This is a genomic window from Enterococcus sp. DIV0421 (assembly GCF_051713745.1).
GTDB lineage: Bacteria > Bacillota > Bacilli > Lactobacillales > Enterococcaceae > Enterococcus_D > Enterococcus_D casseliflavus.
Genome location: NZ_JBIOQM010000002.1, coordinates 668,247 through 688,956, shown reverse-complemented (window position 1 = coordinate 688,956; position 20,710 = coordinate 668,247). Strand labels below are relative to the sequence as shown.

The 20,710-nt window shown below is 41.0% G+C and carries 15 protein-coding genes; 2 read left to right on the top strand and 13 right to left on the bottom strand.

Annotated features, from left to right (window positions below; translation table 11 throughout):
• Nucleotides 1-26: 26 nt before the first annotated feature.
• Nucleotides 27-1,199, bottom strand: a complete 1,173-nt coding sequence (locus IGI96_RS14320; RefSeq protein ID WP_086338331.1) for an MFS transporter — start codon at nt 1,197-1,199, stop codon at nt 27-29.
• Between the two features lie 28 nt (nt 1,200-1,227).
• Nucleotides 1,228-3,240, bottom strand: coding sequence for a beta-galactosidase (locus IGI96_RS14315; protein WP_086338332.1), 2,013 nt, complete (start codon nt 3,238-3,240; stop codon nt 1,228-1,230).
• 119 nt (nt 3,241-3,359) lie between these two features.
• On the opposite strand from IGI96_RS14315, the gene IGI96_RS14310 reads away from it, so the two are divergent.
• Both IGI96_RS14310 and IGI96_RS14305 read left to right on the top strand, forming a co-directional pair.
• A complete protein-coding gene (locus tag IGI96_RS14310) occupies nt 3,360-4,277 on the top strand; it encodes an AraC family transcriptional regulator (RefSeq protein ID WP_086338333.1) in 918 nt (305 codons plus the stop codon).
• 436 nt (nt 4,278-4,713) lie between these two features.
• Nucleotides 4,714-5,841 (top strand): CdaR family transcriptional regulator, encoded by a 1,128-nt coding sequence (locus IGI96_RS14305; RefSeq protein ID WP_086338334.1) that lies wholly within the window; start codon nt 4,714-4,716, stop codon nt 5,839-5,841.
• 319 nt (nt 5,842-6,160) lie between these two features.
• On the opposite strand, the gene garR is transcribed toward IGI96_RS14305, so the two are convergent.
• The 11 genes from garR to IGI96_RS14250 form a co-directional block, all read right to left on the bottom strand.
• Complete coding sequence (gene garR, locus IGI96_RS14300) at nt 6,161-7,045, bottom strand: 2-hydroxy-3-oxopropionate reductase (RefSeq protein ID WP_086338335.1); 885 nt, start codon at nt 7,043-7,045, stop codon at nt 6,161-6,163.
• A 12-nt stretch (nt 7,046-7,057) separates the two neighbouring features.
• Nucleotides 7,058-8,203, bottom strand: coding sequence for a glycerate kinase (locus tag IGI96_RS14295; RefSeq protein WP_086338336.1), 1,146 nt, complete (start codon nt 8,201-8,203; stop codon nt 7,058-7,060).
• Between the two features lie 32 nt (nt 8,204-8,235).
• A complete protein-coding gene (locus tag IGI96_RS14290) occupies nt 8,236-9,132 on the bottom strand; it encodes a dihydrodipicolinate synthase family protein (protein WP_086338337.1) in 897 nt (298 codons plus the stop codon).
• A 49-nt stretch (nt 9,133-9,181) separates the two neighbouring features.
• A complete protein-coding gene (locus IGI96_RS14285) occupies nt 9,182-10,510 on the bottom strand; it encodes an enolase C-terminal domain-like protein (RefSeq protein ID WP_176323964.1) in 1,329 nt (442 codons plus the stop codon).
• 120 nt (nt 10,511-10,630) lie between these two features.
• The gene (locus tag IGI96_RS14280; protein WP_086338339.1) at nt 10,631-11,941 is read right to left on the bottom strand and encodes an SLC13 family permease; all 1,311 of its coding nucleotides are present in this window, start codon (nt 11,939-11,941) and stop codon (nt 10,631-10,633) included.
• A 109-nt stretch (nt 11,942-12,050) separates the two neighbouring features.
• Nucleotides 12,051-13,403, bottom strand: a complete 1,353-nt coding sequence (locus IGI96_RS14275) for an enolase C-terminal domain-like protein (protein WP_438785234.1) — start codon at nt 13,401-13,403, stop codon at nt 12,051-12,053.
• Between the two features lie 686 nt (nt 13,404-14,089).
• On the bottom strand, nt 14,090-15,835 hold the full coding sequence (locus IGI96_RS14270) for an Ig-like domain-containing protein (RefSeq protein ID WP_438785233.1): 1,746 nt from the start codon (nt 15,833-15,835) through the stop codon (nt 14,090-14,092).
• 305 nt (nt 15,836-16,140) lie between these two features.
• Nucleotides 16,141-18,231, bottom strand: a complete 2,091-nt coding sequence (locus IGI96_RS14265; protein WP_142972904.1) for an ABC transporter permease — start codon at nt 18,229-18,231, stop codon at nt 16,141-16,143.
• Nucleotides 18,203-18,979 (bottom strand): ABC transporter ATP-binding protein, encoded by a 777-nt coding sequence (locus IGI96_RS14260; RefSeq protein WP_016610278.1) that lies wholly within the window; start codon nt 18,977-18,979, stop codon nt 18,203-18,205. The genes IGI96_RS14265 and IGI96_RS14260 overlap by 29 nt, the downstream gene beginning before the upstream one ends.
• 89 nt (nt 18,980-19,068) lie before the next feature.
• On the bottom strand, nt 19,069-20,016 hold the full coding sequence (locus IGI96_RS14255) for a sensor histidine kinase (protein ID WP_086338343.1): 948 nt from the start codon (nt 20,014-20,016) through the stop codon (nt 19,069-19,071).
• On the bottom strand, nt 20,013-20,708 hold the full coding sequence (locus IGI96_RS14250; RefSeq protein WP_438785232.1) for a response regulator transcription factor: 696 nt from the start codon (nt 20,706-20,708) through the stop codon (nt 20,013-20,015). Before IGI96_RS14250 ends, IGI96_RS14255 begins: the two co-directional genes overlap by 4 nt.
• Nucleotides 20,709-20,710: the final 2 nt, after the last annotated feature.

Below are 20,710 nucleotides of genomic sequence, written 5' to 3'. Positions count from 1 at the left end.
AATTTCATAACTAATCGTTCAGTTTGTTAGTTTTCTGACACTCTCAATTGTTTACTAAAGAAGAATGTGATCAAAGCAAAGCCCGTAAAGGCATAGCCTGACGAAAGCATACTGAATGCTGCTGACTGGTTAGTAAAAAAGTTGCTGATAGCAGACATAATATACGGGGAAAAGAAAACACCCAAATTAACGCCTACCATGCCAATTGATACTGCTAAATTTGCCGCATTTCTCGGTGCTTTTTGCATTAGTATCCCAAAAGAATAGGGTGTATATAATGCTGCTCCCGCACTGGCTAAAAAGATTGCTACGGTCAATGAGAACATGCTCGAACTGTTCGAGATTAAAAAGAATGAGATCCCCAAAATAAGATAACTAATAGGCATTGTGTAATGTTTCGTGTACTTTACAATGTTTCCATACAAAAAATTACAAATAAATGCGACGATCGTCGCCAATGATAGAGCAGTGCCTAAAAACTCGGCATTCGAAAAATTTGCTTCTAAAACAAACGTTGTTGCTTTCGTGTATAAATTCATAATAAATGCAAAGGTGAAAAAGAAGCCTAGCGCCGATAGAATGGTAAAAGAATTTATTTTGATCGTTCCCTTATCTTTCTCATCGCCTTCAGTCTTCGTGTGAATTGTTGGAATAAAGAAAAGAAACAAAACAACTGGTACCAAGGCTAAACCATAAACGATGTATGCATACTGCCAACTGATCACAGCCAACTGACTTGCTAAAAAGGTCATAATCATCTGACCTAAACTTTGAAAAGCAGTTTGATAGCCTAGCATTTTATTACGAAGCTCCCCTTCATAAAAATAATCAATCAGACTCACAGCCAATGAATTGTACATTCCTAACCCTGCACCAAGCGCTAAACGCGACAGATAAACAATTGTATAATTTTCTGTAATCATGGGCACCATCCCACTGATCCCAGCAATCGTCAATCCTAATAATACAACCGTCTTTGTCCCTAAACTTCTAACTAAAAATGTGCTTAGTAAGACAAAGATCATGATCGTAATATTTGGTGCAGTTACTAGGGATTCAACGGCAGTCGCCGAATGATCAACAAAGGTTTCTTTCATTTTAGAGACCGCTATGGCAATTGTTCCGCCCGATTGTAGCATCAATGAAATTGAGAGAAGTGCTAGCTTAAAGCTGGCACTTCTCGGACTTGTTTTCTCCATAAAAACACTCCTTTTTTGATTGCTTTTATTACTTTTGAATGAATATTTTGACGTCCCAAGGGTTTAGCTCAACACTCGTTCCGGCAATCGTTGTCTTATTTTCAAAAAGGTCATAATATTCTTTGGTGAGACAAATTTTTTGAGGATCATTACAATAATTAAAGTAGAAAGATACTTTTTGTCCTTGGTCATTTAAACAATTTTTGATAATTACAGGGAAAGCTTCTGAGGGTCTTTCAATTTGAGCATGGGTCAACGTTTCAATGAGTAATTTACGAATCACTTTATTTGAAGCAAAGCACCCAATATATGTTGCTGTGCCTTTTCCATAATGATTTTTTGTGATAGCTGCATATTTTCCCCAATGCTGATGATTGTAGGAAGCGATCGTCTCTGCAGTAGTTGGGACCAGCAGTTCCATCCATTCAGAAATATCATACGTTGTTGCTTCGTCATCCGCGAATGACAGAGTCACATTCTTTGGCTTAACAAATTGCTGATAGTGGACCCCACAAACTTCCGAGATATAACCTGGCTGAGCGGTGGTCCGAACTTTCACATGCTCATCCGTAAAGCCAGACTTAAAGGTGTAAAGAATATGTCCTCCATTTTCCACAAATTGATTTAACTGTGCCAGTTCTGTGTCAGAAGCAGTGTATAAAGCTGGGACGATCAGCAACTTGTAACGGTTGATTCGTTCATCACCAACACTTATTACATCAGCGCCAACATTCAAATTATAAAGTTCATCATATAGTTGACGAAAAATATCATTGTAGCCATGCGCACCGTTATTATATAATTCATGACCAGAAAACGGGAACCAGTCATTAATGGCTGTCAAGCTCTCATTACTGACAACAAAGGCAACTTGATTTTTCTGTTGTAACCCAGAAAGTTCTTTTTGATATTTTTTCAACTCTGAGCCAATAATTTTCGCTTCGTTATAAACTGGATTTGGTTGCAGATCATGGCTTAACAAACCTTTCCAATAGGTTTCAGCAGAATTATGAATCGAATGCCAGTGCCAATAACAGATCATTGATGCACCTGAAGCAATATGGCTGAACGCTTGCAATCGCAATTGATTTTCATAAGGAACCCATTCCTTAAAGGCCTGTGCTTCTGTTTCAACAACAAAATAATTTTGATCTTTTGTTGTCCTAGCAACATCCCCCGCAAATGAAATCTCTCTGCCCGTGAGTTCATCCTGTGAAGGATGGTAAACATCAATTCCAGTAATATCGAGAGGTTTTGCAGCTTCAAAATGATTGACGTCTGGTTGAATGCCGAAAGAATAGCCACGCCATTCAAAATCAAAGTTGTGCATGACAAACTGATGATCTTTCTTATATTCATTGACGATCGAAACTTGCCATGCTAAAAAGTCAGTGACAAGTTTTCTTTGGAATTTTGAAAACTCACTGCCTAAGCTCCCATTGATCGTACCATTAACAGAGGGAAAATCTTCCCAAGCATTGATGCGATTGCTCCAATAAGACAAACCAAAGGCTTGATTCATTGCCTCCAAATCATGACTGAACATTTCTTTTACATATTTTTGAAATTGAATCTGGATATTTTCTCCTGCAGTTCCATAATGTTTCGTTTCATTATCTACCTGAAAACCAATCACCGCTGGATGATCAATGACTTCCTCAATCAGCTTTCGTATAATTCGTTCACTGTAATAAAGGTATTGAGGATTTGTTATATCCATAATTTGTCGCGCGCCGTACGTTTTCTTACCTTCTTTCGTAGTAACCAATACCTCCGGATATTTTTTTACTAGCCAAGTCGGTACAGCATATGTCGGTGTTCCTACGATTACATCAATTCCGGCTGCATGCATTGCATCTAAAACACGATGGACCGATTCGAAATCGAAAACTCCTTCTTGTGGTTCGTGGGTACTCCAAGTACTTTCCGCGATTCGCACAACATTGATATTCGCGTCTTTCATCATTTCAATATCTTTTTGCAATCGATCGTAGGGCATATACTCATCATAATAAGCAACGCCGTAGTGAATCTTACTCATAAAACTTCCCCTCTCTTTGAAACCGCTTTTATATTTGTGTTTACATTCTATAAAACATTTGCTAATCTGTATATGGACAAATATTTAGAGAATTTGTACATTTTTCAGGTGGTGGATCTATGAGTATATTAAAAGATGCTAAGCGATTACCAGCAATTGATTGGAAATTATCGTTCTTCGGGGGGCATACACAAGAAGTCGATGAGGGATGGTCTGTAGCTGAGGACAAGCACTTGGCTTTTGAATTGATCTATGTCATTCAAGGAAGTGAAGATGTTATTATAGATAAGACTTGTTACCACTTAGAAGCAAGTGACATGGTCATTATTCCCCCAAACAGCCTTCACAAAATCCAGGCCGGTCCTAAGCTTCATTATTTTTGCACGCATTTTGATATTGACGACCCAGATTTCGTCTCTGACATGATCAATTACAGCGACATTAAGATTACACCACAAAGTAGTTTTTTTATAGCAATCAAAGAAGTGATTCAACGTTGGATTCAATTGATCAATAACCCCGCTATCAAAGAATTCGAGAAGAAAATGCACATTCAAATTTTATTATCCCAATTTCTGCTTATATTGAATCATGAGATTGAGAAAAAAAAGCAACAGCAGCTCTTCCAAGAAAACAGCAACTTAACGATTCACTATGCAAAAACTATTTCAAAAAAAATTCAGTTGGAATTACAGAAAATTTGGAAAGATCCTCAAAAGCAGCGCTGTTTATCTGATATATCAATCAAGGAGCTGATTGAAGAGATTGGTATCCAAGCATCTTATGGCAGTACTCTCTTTAAAAGAGTGTATGGTCTTTCTCCAAAAAAATATGAATCATCCTTGATTTTAAAAGAAGCAAAAAATTTGCTTAAGATCCACTCCCTTTCGATTGAGGAAATCAGTGAACAACTGCGTTTTAACTCCCTAGCAAGTTTCAGCAAGCAATTTAAGCGGTGGGTCAACATGTCTCCGCAACAATACCGAAACAAATACTACAAATCCCTGAAAGAAAATGAACAATCAAAAAGTCGTTGAAACTATATTGTTTTCAGCGACTTTTTGATTGTTCATTTTTCATTCCATCTAACGATAACAAATAAAAACGAACGAATCATTTATATGAAAAGTTAGCTTTGTGTATCCAATTCCCACAAAGGTATTTGAAAAGTTCTCGCTCCTTTATACATAAAACGTTAGTATACACGTGCCAATGAATAATCTCTTTATGCACGATAGAGAAAATACAACGGTAGTTTTGCTAACTGGGATTCAGCGATTCAGCAAACATCAGGAAATGTTTCCATACATAAAAACACGATAGAAATTTTAGATAAACTGAACCCTAAACAAAATAAACCGCCAATAAAACAGTTTATTATTCATCATTTAAATATATATTATATATAATATATGACTATTTTTGTGCTAAAATTCAGGTATAAGCAAATCAACCTTTAGGAGTACGTGATCGATGGAATTAGAGCCAAAAGTAGCAAAATTGATTGTTAAAAGCTTAAAAGATATCATCAACCATGAAATCAATCTTTTTGATACCTCGGGTACGATCATAGCTAGTACAGATACCGTGCGGATTGGTACCAGTCATGAAGGCGCCCGTTTAGCAGCCAAAAATCAACAGACATTAACGATTGAACATGACAATCAGTTTAAAGGAGCAAAAAAAGGAATCAATATCCCGGTCCTTTTTAATCAATCCGTTGTAGCAATTATTGGAATTACTGGCGAGCGTACAAAGGTAGAGCCTTTGGGGAATATTATCAAAAAAATGACGGAGATTTTGATCCGAGAAAACTGGATTCAATTGACAAATTTCCATCAACGGCAAAACTACCACAGTCTAGCTACGATGCTGATCGCTCCTCAAAGAGATGATAGCTTGGCGGCTTATTTAGCCTCGCTCCTGGATATTGATTTGGAACGACCTCGCATCCTCGTGATAGGGAAATTCCTTTTTACTAGAGAAAAAAATAATCTGAATTATGAAAAACTGCTCCATACCATCCAATCGCATTTGCACATTTTTCCAGGTAGTTTCTTCTCGTTGATCAATCAAGAAATTTGCCTGTTTTTCGAAAAGCAGGAAGAAGCTTCGCTGATCCCCCTACTGATGCAAATGCAAAAGGATATTTCTAAGCGTTTTGATCGTCAAATGTCCTTTGGGATCGGCGGTTTAGCAGAAACCATCGATGAGTATTGGTCTAGTTATGAAAAGGCGCAAAAAACCGTCAATTGGTTGATCAATCAAAAAAGTGCGACCATCTCTTCTTATCAAGAAATGGATTACGGGTTGCTCTTTGTCGGGATTTCTACAGAAGATAATAAACAATTGCAAAAGAAAGTGCTTGGCAGTCTGACAGTTGAGGAGATTGAGCAGTTCCAATTGATCTTTGAAACGTATAAACGCTACAATGGTAGTATTATGAAGTGTGCCGAGGCACTTTTTTTACACAAGAATACTTTTCAAAACAAACTGAATCGCATCACGGAAAAGACGGGCTACAATCCACGTAATTTGAGTGATTTTACTGTGTTGTCGGCTGCTTTTATGAGTTATCGCTTGTCTAATCTAGAGAGATGATTTGTTGAACAAGCAAATGCTTCAGCGTAACAAACTTCGCATTTAAAATCGATGGTATCATTTGTTGTTCAAGTCATCTGTTTCCAATCAGCCTGATCATCCATCAACAGCCTAACTCATAGCACCAGCAACGTTTCCCTGTTTTCTGTCTTCCAGTTGACGTAAAATTGTTTTTACACTGTATTTTTGAGTTTCAATACACATAACAAAAAGAGCGCTCCTCTGAGAAGAAACGCTCTTTTATTATGTCTTTTAGTTGTGAACAGCTTGTGCTCTCTTTTCAGTGAAAAGGAAAACAAATGACCTCGATTTGTTACTGTTAACCTTGCAATTTTAAATCATTAATCGTTTCATAATAGTTTGCGATTGCAGAATGATCCCTTTTTTCTAATCCGTAGGCTTTCAATGATTGCATAATCTCCATTGCAGATGCTGTAAATGGTGTAGAAACATTACTATCATGTGAGGTGTCTAATGCATTTTGCAAGTCCTTGATATGCAATTCGATACGGAAACCAGGATCGAAGTTACCAGAAAAAATCTTTTCTGATTTTTGATCCATGACTGTGCTTCCTGCCAAACCTGTCCGAATGGCTTGATAAACTGCTTCAGGAGAAACACCTGCTTTTTTGGCTAGACAATAAGCTTCAGAAATAGCTGCGATGTTGATTGCTACAATCATTTGATTGGCAAGTTTCGTAATATTTCCAGCTCCTACTTCACCGACTCGTGTCACAGAAGAAGCCATCGTCTTCAATAAAGCTTCATATTTCTCAAAAACTGCTTTTTCTCCGCCAACCATTACCGCGATCGTCCCATCAATGGCTTTTGGTTCTCCACCAGAGACAGGCGCATCAATAAAATGGACTCCTTGTTCTTTCAAACGAGCCGCAAAGTCTTGGCTGGCTTTTGGCGCGATTGAACTCATATCAATGACTGTTTTACCAGCTGACAAGCCTTCAGCGATCCCTCCAGGATTGAATAGTGCCGCTTCTACGTTTGGAGAATTCGGCAGCATCGTAATAATCACTTCTGCTGCTTCTGCCACCTTGGCGCCTGACTCGGCTGCATGTGCACCAGCTGAAACAACTTCATCGATTGCGGATTGGTTAAAATCAAACACAATAACCTCATAGCCATTCTTTACTATATTTTTCACCATTGGTTTTCCCATGATTCCTAAACCGACAAATCCTACTTTCATCAATACCATCTCCTACTTTCGTTGATTTAATAAATATGCTCGGATCGCGGTTTCTCCAGCGATCACCACATTTTCCTCTACTTGTGTCATTGCTTCTTGCAAACTCATTGGTCGATGGATAATTGGCAAAATAAGGTCAATTCCAGCGGCATAAGCTGCCGAAACCTCTTTCTCCCGACTACCGACCACAGCAATCACCGGTTTATGGTGCTTTTTGGCTAGCTCGGCAATTCCCACAGGAACTTTGCCGTTCAGCGATTGCTGGTCAAGCTTGCCTTCGCCAGTTATGACGAGAGCAGCTTGGGCAATTTTTTTTTCAATTTCTACTAAATCTAAGATCGTTTCAATACCGTTGCACGTTTTGGCTTGGCAAAACACTTGCAATGCAGCCCCTAGACCGCCTGCTGCCCCTGCACCTGGTGCGTCAGCAATATCAATCTGCATCTCTTTTTTGATCACAGAGGCATAACGTTTCATCCACTGATCATAGGTTTTCGTTTGGTCAATCGGAATGCCTTTTTGAGGACCATAGATAGCAATGGCACCTTTTTCACCGACTAACGGATTCGTTACATCCGATAAAATATTGATTTTTACATCTTTTAATCGTGGATCGATCTTAGAAATATCTATCGAAGCAAGCTTTGCTAATCCAGCTAATCCTCTCGGGATGTCCTTTCCTTGATCGTCGTAAAAGGAGACCCCTAATGCTTTTGCCATTCCAGTCCCGCCATCACTTGTTGCACTGCCGCCTATGCCAAGGTAGATCTCTTTTGCGCCTTCATCGAGGGCTGCCAAAAGCAACTCCCCTACCCCGTAAGTCGAAGCATTTAAGGCATTCTCAGCATTTTGCTCGATCAAAGTAATCCCACTTGCTTCTGCCATTTCTAATACGACGATTTGATTAGGTAAAACACCATATTGCGCCTTCACAGGATTTCCCAATGGATTTTGAACAGTTATCCTTTTTCGTTTTCCTGCCAAGGCATCAACTAAAGCTTCGACTGTGCCTTCTCCACCATCGGCGACTGAAAATTTATCGATAGGACTATGGGGCAAAACCCGACGAATCCCTTTTTCTAACCACATTGAGATATCTTTACTGGAGGCACTTCCTTTGAAAGAATCTGCTGCAATCACAATTCGCTGTTCTTCCATGAATCCACCCCCTTTTCTATAGTTAGGCTTGATTATAAGAAACCCGCCTTCTTCATTTCATCAATCATCTTGTCTAAGACAACGCCCTTACTTGCTTCCGTCGGCAAGATCGAAGGTCCCACATTCAAGCCCATCAAGTTTGCCATATCTTTGGTAGCTGAAGGGAAACTTGCTGCATCTTGCGATAAACGGATCGGGTTCAGGGTAAATTGGTTCTTTAGCGCGCCTTGGAAATCACCAGATACGTACTGGTCATAAATACCGCAAACCAATTCAGGATAAATATTTGCCGTTGAACACACACCGCCGACTGCTCCCACACAGAGTGAAGGATAAACAATGGTATCTTTTCCTGCAATCACCCGAAAGCCAACATCAGCATTCCGTCGAACCAATTCGCTTAGGAAGGTCAAATCTCCGCTTGAATCTTTGATCCCTACGATATTCTCAACGGTATGCGCCAGCTTTTCGATCAATGGTTGACTCAACGAATACCCAGCTCTTGCTGGATTGTTATACAAAAGCACCATCGTATCGGAAACCGCGTCTGCGATTGCTTTAAAATGATTGTACAGTGCTTCTTCTGTGGGTTTGATGAACATTGGGTGTAAAACGGAAATACCAGCGATCGGCAATTTTGCTGCCCGTTTGGCAAGTGCCACCGCATGTTTCGTACGTATTGGGCCCATCCCAAAGAAAACAGGTACTTTTCCAGCGGCTTCATCTAAAATGATTTCTGTTGCTGCAAGCATTTCATCATGTTCGAACATATAAAACTCACTATTACTGCCAAAAGCCAAAATGCCATGAACACCATGATCGATCACATGCCGTACGATCTTTCGCAACTTAGTTTCGCAAATCATTTCTTCTTCATTCACTGGCGTGAGTAAAGGAACAATGATCCCTTTAATCTTTTCTTTTTCCATTATGGTCAATCCTCTCACTCAAAGCTTCGATTAATTTGTATTCGCTCGATTACTCTCTGACTAAAGCTGGTTTCTTATTGTCAAATGTCCAGCCAGGAATCAAGTACTGCATGGCAATCGCATCATTGCGCGCCCCTAAGCCTTCTTTTAAATACAGTTGATGCGCCGCATCTAGCTTTTCTCGGTCAAGTTCCAGCCCAAGGCCATGGGAATTTCTTGGAATGGTAATTTCACCGTTTTTGATTTGATGCGGATTTTTGGTCAAGCCTTCGCCATCTTGCCAAATCCAGTGGGTATCTGCGGCATTTACTTCCCCAGGTGCTGCCGCTGCAGTATGAGCGACCATCGCCAAAGAAATATCAAAATGATTATTGGAATGCACACCCCAAGTCAAATCTAAGTCATGACATAACTGCGCCACACGTACACTGCCTTGCATCGTCCAAAAATGCGGATCTGCCAGCGGAATCGTCACACTATCTAAGCGAATCGCTGCTTTCATTTCTCGCCAATCCGTTGCTACCATATTCGTCGCCGTCGGCAATCCTGTTTTTCGGCGGAATTCTGCCATCGTTTCTCTACCAGAGAAGCGACCTTCTGCACCACAAGGATCTTCTACATACGCTAATACGCCGTGAAGGTCTTTGCAAAGCGCAATTGCATCATCTAGTAACCATCCGCCATTCGGATCAAGGGTAATCCGAGCATTGGGAAATTCTTTTTTCAACGCTTTGACGGTTTGTACTTCTTCTTGCCCTGATAACACGCCGCCTTTTAATTTAAAGTCCTCAAAACCATAGCGCTCATAGGCAGCTTTCGCTAACTTGACGATTGCTTCTGGGGTCATCGCTTCTTCACGACGTAGTGCTCCCCATGAATCATCGAGCGTATTGTCAGAAGCATAAGGCAAGTCTGTTTTGTTGCGATCTGCTACATAAAACAGATAACCTAAAAACTTCACTGATTCGCGCACTTGTCCTTCACCTAACAAAGCGGCAACGGGCACCTTCATGTGCTGTCCTAGTAAATCCAACAATGGCGCTTCAACAGCAGTCATAACATGAACCGTCGTTCGCAAATCAAATGTTTGGTTCCCGCGCCCACCAGCATCCAACTGCGCATAACGTTCGTGAATCTCTTTCACGATGTTTTTGTATTCGCCCAAAGTCCGACCCACAACTAATTCACGACAGTCTTCCAATGTCTGACGAATTTTCTCACCACCTGGCACTTCTCCTAAACCTGTATTACCTGTGTCATCAGTTAAAATAACGATATTTCTAGTAAAGAAAGGGCCATGGGCTCCACTTAGATTTAGTAGCATACTGTCATGTCCTGCTACAGGGACAACTTCCATTTTTACGATTTTTGGAATCATCAAAATCTCTCCTAGTCAAATTGATAGTTTTTAATATACTGTTTCCCCAAAAAAGAATACAGAGTATCGAGTGCAGACTTTTCGTCGAAAAACAATGAATTTATGTGCTAAAGAACATTTTTAAATAAAGATCCCCAATAAGATCCCTACTAGCGTCCATGCCAAGCTGATTCCCCAGAATTTAAAGAAGGAATAACGCAAGAATTTTCGTACATTGGTTTCCCCTAAATCACAAGCCATGATGATTTGTGGTTGGGCAATCAGTGAAGCAAACGCACCAATATTAAAGAATAATGTCAAGGCAACAATATCTGGAGCAACGCCATATTCTCCTGCTAAAGCTGCAATGATCGGAATGAGCGCAAAAAACCAAGTATCGTTGGTAAACAACAGCATCAATGGTGTGCTGAAGATAGCGATCGCAATATGAACATAGGGACCAACAGCTGCGGGAATAATATTCACGAGAACTTGAACCATCGCATCCATCATGCCCGTTCCTTGCAAGATCCCTACGACAACCCCAGAAAGCAAAACGATGGGCGCAATCGGATATGTTTTTGAAGCATATTTACTGATCAATTGATTTTGATCTTTGAAGTCTGGATAGTTCACGCACAAAGCAATGATTAAACCAGCTGCGAAAATATAGTAAGAAGGCAGGTTTGAAAACGACAAAGCGATCACTAAGAGGATGGTCAAGATCAGATTGAACCAAAATAGCTTGGGACGAGCAAGCGGTCCATAGTTTTGCTCTTTCGCTAATGAATCAGCGATCCCTTCAAATTTTTCTCCATTTGCCAGATGCTTTTTATGGACACCTAAACCTAAGAAATAACCAAGGATCATCGTTCCGATAAAGACAGTGATCCAAACAGGTAGCAAGGTGGTAAATAAGGTCATCGGTGCATTGGGTACATCTGGAAGCAGACTTGCAGCCCGTAAGATCCGTGCGTTCCATGGTGTGATCGATCCTAACATGATACCGACTGAGCAAAGAAAAACGAGTATCACCGGATCGATTTTCAACTTCTTAAATAGCGGCAAAAACAACGGGATCGCAATTAGATAGGTCGACATGACACTTCCATCTAATGTGGTGATCACCGAAATAAACACAGTCAAGCTGCAGAGAATCGGTGCTTTGATTTTTACTTTTTTCAAAAACTTGAATACCATAATATCGAAGACTGCTGCATCAGATATCAGAGAAAAATAAGGTAATGAAAACATGATCATCAAAAAGATGTCTCGTGTCATATCAAGACCGTCAGCGATATATCCTTCCGTCGCTGTCCAGCTTGCCCCGCTTAAGAAAGAAAATCCGACAGGTATCAATGCAAAACAGACAAGTATATTAATTTTATTTCTTAGTAATAAACCCGTGATCAATGTCATCATGACAAAGCCAAGAATAGCTAAATAGCTCATTTTTTATATCCCTCCGAATAATAGATCAGTCAAAGAGGAATATAGCTGAAACTTCAAGCAAAAATTTCAGCTATATCTCTGACATCAAGTAGTCCTTCAATAAATACCTTTAGCGCACAAAGCAAGGTTTTTTTGCGTCAAACTGCCAATCTTCAATAAAGTATTGCATCGCAATTGAATCATCACGATCACGGTATTTGGGGTCCATTGACTGGTACAATTGATGTGCTTCCAGCAATTTCTCCATATTGATTTCAATACCTAGGCCAGGTTTATCGGTGATTTTGATCACGCCATCTTGAATCAAGACAGTGTCATCGCAAAGTTCTTGTCCATCCTGCCAAATCCAGTGTGTATCGATTGGTGTAATATTTCCTGGTGCAGCTGCGGCACACTGTGCGAATGTTGCCAACGTAATATCAAAATGGTTATTGGAGTGAGAACCCCAAGTCAATCCCCAGTCATTCAAGATTTGGGCCATGCGAACACTTCCGTTTAATGTCCAGAAATGCGGATCAGCCAGAACGATATCTACTGCTTTTGAATTTAATGCATGATAAAATTGTCGCCAGTTGGTCGCAATCATATTTGTTGCCACTTGATGTCTCGTGGCTGTTTTGAATTCATTCATGATCTCACGACTTGAAAAACCTGCTTCAGGACCACATGGATCCTCCACATAAGAAATCGTGTCAAGTTTGTCTTTGCAAAGCTCGATAGCCTCTGCTAACGACCAAGCACCATTAGGATCAATATTGATTCGCGCTTCTGGAAACGCCTCATGTAAAGCAACTACTGCTTCCATTTCCTCTGTTCCCTTCAGCACGCCACCTTTGACTTTGAAATTTTTGAACCCATAGCGTGCCTCAAGTGCTTTTGCTTGCTGCACCATTCCCTCTGGTGTTAAGGTTTCCTGTCTTCTAATGCGCTCCCACTCATCTTTGGGCTCTTCCTCTACGCGATAAGGCAGATCAGTTTTCCCTGCATCGGCGATATAAAACAAATACCCCAACACTTCAACTTCATTACGCTGCTGACCATCACCTAATAATGCACACATCGGTTTATTTAGAAACTTGCCAAGCAGATCCAGCATCGCACATTCAACCGCTGCCTCCGCTTGGACGACAAATTTCAGATTTTTTAAATCCAACCCTTGAAGTCCTTCCCCACCGTTTCCTTTCATCGCCGCTGCATTTTTGCGAATCGTTGTAATCACATTACGATAATTGGCAATTTCTTGACCCACGACAAAAGGAATGTAACTCTCCAGCATTTTGGTGATGTCTTCACCGCCATGGATCTCATCAATGCCTCTATTCCCAGTTTCGTCTTCTAATACAACAATATTCCTCGTAAAATAAGGTGCATGACACCCGCTTAAGGTAAGGGTCGGACTGTCATAACCAGCAATCGGAAACACCTGCATCTTTGTCACTTTTGGAGAACCATTTTTACTCATATTCATTCCACCTTCTCTATTATTATTGGTTTGTTCAGTTTGAAGAAAAACTTGCTTCGTAATCAAAACGCTTTAGGTTTTTATAAATTGCTTCCTGTGCATACCACTAAACCCTTCTTCGCTCATTCTTGTTAACAAAATCACAATCCATTGGTCAGTAAATGTTTTTGAAGAATTCTGCTCATTTTTCGAGCAATCGAAACAAAAATCAGTTTCTAGAAAGAAGGGTCCGAAACACTAACTAGACTAAGGGAACTTCTGATATTTCTCGCACATTTCCAGTCATATGTCGAAAAAGCGTCAGCGTATGGAAGCGGTTTATGATCATTAACTTGCTCTAAGAATACAAATATTCTTCGCGAATAAAAAGGGTATGTGAGATAGTTATCCGCATCGTTTCTGCTTGATAAATGTTACAGAAACCATTTTAAGAATTCCAAAACAGCCAAATTTTTTCTGTAATCGACGGGCTACAAGCGTAAAAACGGTAGGTCAACCCATCGAGAAAATAGCAAAAAAAAACCGATAATGCCCTTGATGACCTCTTTCAGCAAAAAGAACTAAATTTTACTGAATCAGTCGATCAAAACACATGAACGGTTTTGTCACTACTTTTTATTCTGTTTTCTGCTAACCCAAGTCCCCATTGAATAATTATGCTTGTTTTTGCCCGTTGTAGACTTTTGTTATCTGTTGAAGGGACTTTTCCCCATTGATTTTTTTAGCGTCATATAGGTAACGATAGACAGTATGACTATCCCTAAGAAAATCAACCGATCATTCAAGACTTCATCCGTCTGCGGGAGAAGCTTCTGCTGATTATGGTTGGCACCATCACTTCTTGCCGAGCTGGAAGAGTGACTTGAACCACTATTATTTAGCAAACCTTCCACTGTATTGCTTGTACTGCTTTCACTACTTGGTTCCGTGCTGCTACTGGTGCTGCTTTCACTACTTGGTTCCGTGCTGCTGGTGCTACTTTCAGTACTTGGTTCCGTACTACTACTTGTACTGCTTTCGCTACTTGGTTCCATGCTACTACTTGTGCTGCTTTCGCTACTTGGTTCCATGCTACTACTTGTGCTGCTTTCGCTACTTGGTTCCGTGCTGCTACTTGTGCTGCTTTCGCTACTTGGTTCCGTACTACTGCTGGTGCTACTTTCACTACTTGGTTCCGTGCTGCTACTTGTGCTGCTTTCGCTACTTGGTTCCGTGCTGCTACTAGTGCTGCTCTCACTACTTGGTTCCGTGCTGCTACTTGTGCTGCTTTCACTACTTGGTTCCGTGCTGCTACTTGTGCTGCTTTCGCTACTTGGTTCCGTGCTGCTACTGGTGCTGCTTTCGCTACTTGGTTCCGTGCTGCTACTGGTGCTACTTTCACTACTTGGTTCCGTGCTGCTACTGGTGCTGCTTTCGCTACTTGGTTCCGTACTACTACTCGTACTGCTTTCACTACTTGGTTCCGTGCTGCTGGACTCTCCGGGTTCACCGGTTCCGCCACCACCGCCACCATAGCGTGGCGTATAGCCAGTAATACTGCTTGTTCTTGGCACATCATTGACCAAAGCATCAAGGATGCCCCGATTGGTATATTGTTCCAATGAACCATCCGTTTCTGTTTTGTAGGTAATGTAGATCCGTTCCTCTGTATCCCGCAAAGGAATTTCAAAGGAGCCGTCACTATTTAAAACGATCGGTACTTGCTCGACATACGTTGGGTTGGAAACGCTGGGTCCATAGACCACTCGAGCACTCGTACTGACTAGTGTCTGATGAGGACCTAAAAAGTCAATAAACGTTCCATCTTTGATCGTCACTTGGTCCGTGTCAAACGAGTTGATATACACTCGCCAATCAATGATCCGTTTGGGTTCTTGCGTACCTAAATACAGTCCTTGTTTGGTGAGTAAGGCACCCTCCCCTGAATCATCCACTGCTTGAATAAAAATAGGCACCGATTGCGTCCCATTTGCCGTTTCAAAGTTGATGTTGTTGATCTGGTTTTCTATCACGTCATCACTGAACTTTGTCCAAAAATAAAAGTCCCCATGTACATTGGTATTTTGTTCGACAAATTCCGTGAAAACAAAGGTCAGCTGATTGCCAACTTGGGTAACATTGACCACTAAGTTGTTATTTTCATCGTATAAAGCATACGTATTATTAACGCCTTCAATCTCAGCTGGCAAGGTGACGGTCGCTTTGTCACCTGCTTTTAAATCACCTAAGTCCTCCAAACTCCAGGTCATATCTATTTTGAAGGAATCATCCTTTTCAATACTTGTGATGACCTCGTTGTGGCTATTAACGATCGATACATTGGTGATCAGCTTGGCACCCACATCGGTTTCCCCATAAACAACCCGCATACCAGCAAAAACAGGAATCAACAGCAGCAAGACAGCAAATGCTTTTCCTAAACGTTTGATCATTGGTTTCCTCCCTTAAGTGATCGCTTAGCTAAACCCATCGGTCACAGCAATTACTGTACTCGACATGAATATTTTCATTAACAGTTGTCTTTTCGTTTCACGGTGAGAAAAATAGACTTCCAGTTGCCACATTCTTGCAGGGTATCCGCGACTGCCTAATAGAATCAGTGTTAACTAATTTTATCGGCTTTTCGGTGATTTACACAATTAAAACGCTTCATTGGTGAAAGAAAATAACAATGCAGCAAACAAAAAAACCAAATCCCAATCTGTGTTGATTGAAAGGGATTTGGCTAAAAAATAAATCACTCTGTCGGATCGGCGATCCGATCAATTTGCTGGAAGTACCGATACTGACAAACAAAGTAAAAAACGATTTGGAAAATCAAAAAGAGACTAACGATCACACCATAGTATTGCCAAACAGGCAATTCTACTAAAATACGCAAAGCGGTCATTGCCACCGCAAAATGGATCATTGCCACAACTGTTGGCAAGAAGTACATCACTTGCAGCTGGCGTCTCAGAACGTTGTGACGCTCCTTCGGCGACACACCTAAAATATGCAAGGAACGATGATACGCACCATCTTTATCTAAATCTGCAAATAAACGGAAATAGATAATCGAAGCGGAGAAAATAAAGAAAACCGAACCTAGTAATACCGTGATCATTAAAATGATGCCATTTCCTTGACGATTTTCTTGGAAAACTTGGTATTTCGAGGTATAAGACGTACGCATCGGAATGTCTTTTGCCGCTTCTGACCACTCTTCATCTGTATAGTCACCTTTGGCTTCAAACTCCCGACTGAGTTCTTCGTATTGCTGATCGATCAAGGCATTTTCTTTATCTAACTTTCCATTGAAATCAGATACCAATTCAGGTGTTTCAGCCCATTCTGGATAGTCTAACCAAATAAAACCAGATTCCATATCATCGTTAGATTCTTGTAAGAGAGCTTGCCATTCCTCAAAGGTCTTATCTGTCACAACTGACAAACCAAAGTGATTCAGAGAAAGCATTGAGGGGCTGTGGACAATCGTAATATCCTTTTTTATACCGGTTTCTGAACCTAATTCAAGTGGATAGATACTTGTGCGTTCGTTCTCAGGGACTTCTAGAAGCTGTTTTCGACGTGAATAATTAGCACTAAGTGTCATTATTTGATTATCTGCAACGGAATCAGCTTCCTCACCGATTTGTTTCATCATTTTCTGATAGTCACTTTCTCGCATAATTGAAAAGCCATTCGTCGTATAAAATGAATCATTCATAACTGCAGATTCATCAAGATTTGCATAGGCCCATAGTAAGGAAACACTATCCGTTACAGGTGAGTACCCTTTTTCTTCTATGGCAGTTTTAATTTCATTCATTTTCCCCTCAGAATGATCGAGGTCTTCTGGCCCAGACCACGGAAACACATAGGCTACACTGATTCCTTGGATTGAAGAAAAAGAAGAACTGCCGATCGCCAGCATCACGGAGATCCCAACGAATGCCACGGAGGTACTAATAGCGATCAGACTGTACATCGCCGCATTGTCTCGCATGCGAAAGATCCATTCGCTGATAGTCAGCATCCGAGTCCCACGTAAGAAGGTCGGGCGTTTTTTTAATCGTTTCAATAGAAATACGCTGAACTGATGGAATGACAAGATCGTGCCTGCAACAGTCAACAAGACTCCTAGCATAAGTGGCAGCATTGAGTATGTTTGGTAGCTAAAATAAAAGACCGATCCATAGCCCGCCACCAATAATATAATTCCTGAAAATGCCAATGCCCAATGACTTTTTGGCTCAGGACGTGGTTTTTCATTTTCCTTGATCAATGAGATGATCTGTTCTCCTTGCAAGGCCCGAGTACTGAAAAAGGAGATCAAGAGGAAAATAAAGACATAGATCCCAAAGGTCAATCCTAAACCTTCCAGAGGAACCATAAATTTCAGTCCTTCTGTTAGATACATGACATTTTGCGCAATCAGCAGCAACAATTTCGTCACTAAAATCCCTAACCCAATACCAGATACTGTGGCACATGTTCCTAAAAGGGCATTTTCGACAAACAAAATCTTTCGCAGATCTTTTTCTTCGATCCCCAAAATCAAGTAGATCGCCAGATCACGTTTGCGTCGTTTCAAAAAGACCACAAATGTATACCATAAAAACAACAGCGACAGTAAGGCGATCACCACGAGTGCGACGGATAGACCAACCTTAGCTAAGCTTGAAATTGTATCGCTATTAGATAAGTTTTCTTCCAATTGCGGATGAAAGAGCAAAAGACTAAAGATATAAAACACCATCGCCGCAAAGGCGCTGCTGACGAAGTATGCTGCATAGGTTCGAAAATTCCCCCGCAGATTACGAATGATCAACTGTCTGAAATTCATGACGGCGACCTCCTAAATGTGCTAGGACTTCAAGAATTTTTTGATAAAATTGCTGTTGATCAGCACCACGATAGACTTCGTTATACAGCTTTCCGTCTTTGATGAAAACGACCCGATCAGAAAAGCTGGCGGAATACGGATCATGGGTGACCATCATAGTGGTGACTTTTCGCTGTTTGTTCATCTGACTTAGTATTTCCATGACATCTCGTGCTGCCTTGGAATCAAGATTACCCGTCGGTTCGTCTGCTAAAAGCAATTCTGGTTGATGGATCAAAGCTCTAGCAATCGCAACTCGCTGCTGCTCTCCACCGGAAAGCTGATAGATGCGTTTGTCTTTTTTCTCATAGATCCCAAGTTCACGTAATAGCTGCTCCGAACGTTCTTTCATCTCAGGAACTGCCACCCGATCCAATGTCAGTGGTAAAATCACATTCTCAAGCACGCTCAATGGCGAAAGTAAATTGTAGTTTTGAAAAACAAAGCCTAGTTGCCGACGACGAAACTCCGCGAGTTTTTGCTTAGATAATTCTAGTGGCTGCTCTCCCTTGAGGATCACCGAACCTGAAGTCGGTTTATCCAATGTTGCCACCAAATTCAGCATGGTGGTCTTGCCACTGCCAGATGGACCCATAATGCTGATAAATTCTCCTTCTGGCACTTTGAGATCGATTTGTTGTAAAACCTCAACAGACACTTCCCCTGTATAGGTTTTCGATACATTTTTCAATTCTAGTAAAGCCATCATCTTCACTCCTTTGCTACCAGTTTAGCAGGCGGCACCGCAATCAGTTATCGATTTCATGATAGAAAGCTTACAAAATTGTAAGAAAGCCTTCACCTCCGAAATGTTAAGGTAACTGTCGTGCCTTGATTCTCCTTAGAGGCAAGCGCCACATCGATATCTAATTGCGTACTGATCGTTTCAACTAAATAAAGACCGATCCCAGTTGCCTCTCCTGTTTGCCGCCCATTCTGACCTGTATAAAAGGGGCGGAAAACTCGCGGGAGATCCGCTGTTGCAATCCCGCAGCCTTCATCTGCGATCGTTAAGCTTCTAGAAAAAGGATCGATCTCAAAATAGACTTTACTGTCTGGCTTTGAGTACTTGATGGCGTTGCTGATGAGTTGAAAGAGCAAAATACCTAGCCATTTTTTGTCTGTTGTCACCGTGATATCTGCTTCACTCATCAGCTTCGGATAGACTTCACTGCGAATAAAATTTCGCTTCTGGTCACCGATACTGTGTTTTAACAATTCCAACAATGAGGCTGATTCGATAACGAAGTCCTCCGTGAAATCTTCCAAGCGCACAAAATTCAGCGCAGTCGCCAAGCCACTTTTTAAGCGATCTGTTTCAGCCAAAAGATCATAGCTATCGACTTCTTCACTTTCAGCCATTAGCGCCAAAACTGAGACAGGTGTTTTCATTTGATGAACCCAGATATTCATGAAACGAATATGATTTTGATGGTGCTGATCTAATTCTGTCAGCCGCTCTTGCTCTTTCTGTTCATGGGCATCGAACTGCTTGCGCCATTGCTTGGAAAGGTAGCCATTGCTTCGGTGTGTCGCTCTTCCATGCTTGATATACTGATAAAACGCAGTATTGGAAAGGTAATCTACCAAATAAACAAGAACAATGAACAGCCCAAATAGAAGCAGACCATAACCAATTACGAGGTAATTTCGATAGCCATCCAACCAAATCACTAAAACGAACAATGAAATGGCTAAGAAGGTAACGAGTAGTTTAGGTAAATGAACACTTGCATATGCTTTCATTCTTCCGTACCTATCACTGATAAAGCGTAGCCCTTTCCGCGAATCGTTTGGATCGGATCATTGATGCCCATTGCCGCCAGTTTTTTTCGCAAACGGCCGACATTGACAGAAAGCGTATTGTCATCAACGAAGCGTTCATCATCCCATAATAGATTTAAGATCCGTTCCCGTTTGACCATCTCTGGGTGTGCCGACATTAACAGGGTCAATAATTCTCCTTCTCGAACAGTCAGCCATTCACTGGCTTCACGATAGACCATCTTCAATGCTTCGGGATAGTAGATCAATTCGCCGACTTTCAAACTTCTCGCCCGATCAGACTGTGCATAATCCCCGTAGACTCTGCGAATGTGGCTTTTTACTTTTGCCAGCAGCAAGTCATAAGAAAAAGGTTTGACTAGATAATCATCAGCACCATATTCTAGAGCCATCACTTGGTCCATATTGCCGTCACGGGCGGAGATGAAGAGAATTGGAACCAACGAACGTTCCCTGATTTTTTGGCACCAATAAAACCCATCATAATAAGGTAGATTGACATCCAACAAAACCAAATCAGGTTGGATCATCAAGAATTCATCTAAAACCGCAGCGAAATTTTCAGGAACAAAGGTTTGATACGCATAGCGGGATAATTGGTTTTCCATCATTTTGACTAACGATTTGTCATCTTCGACCACGAATATTTTCATAG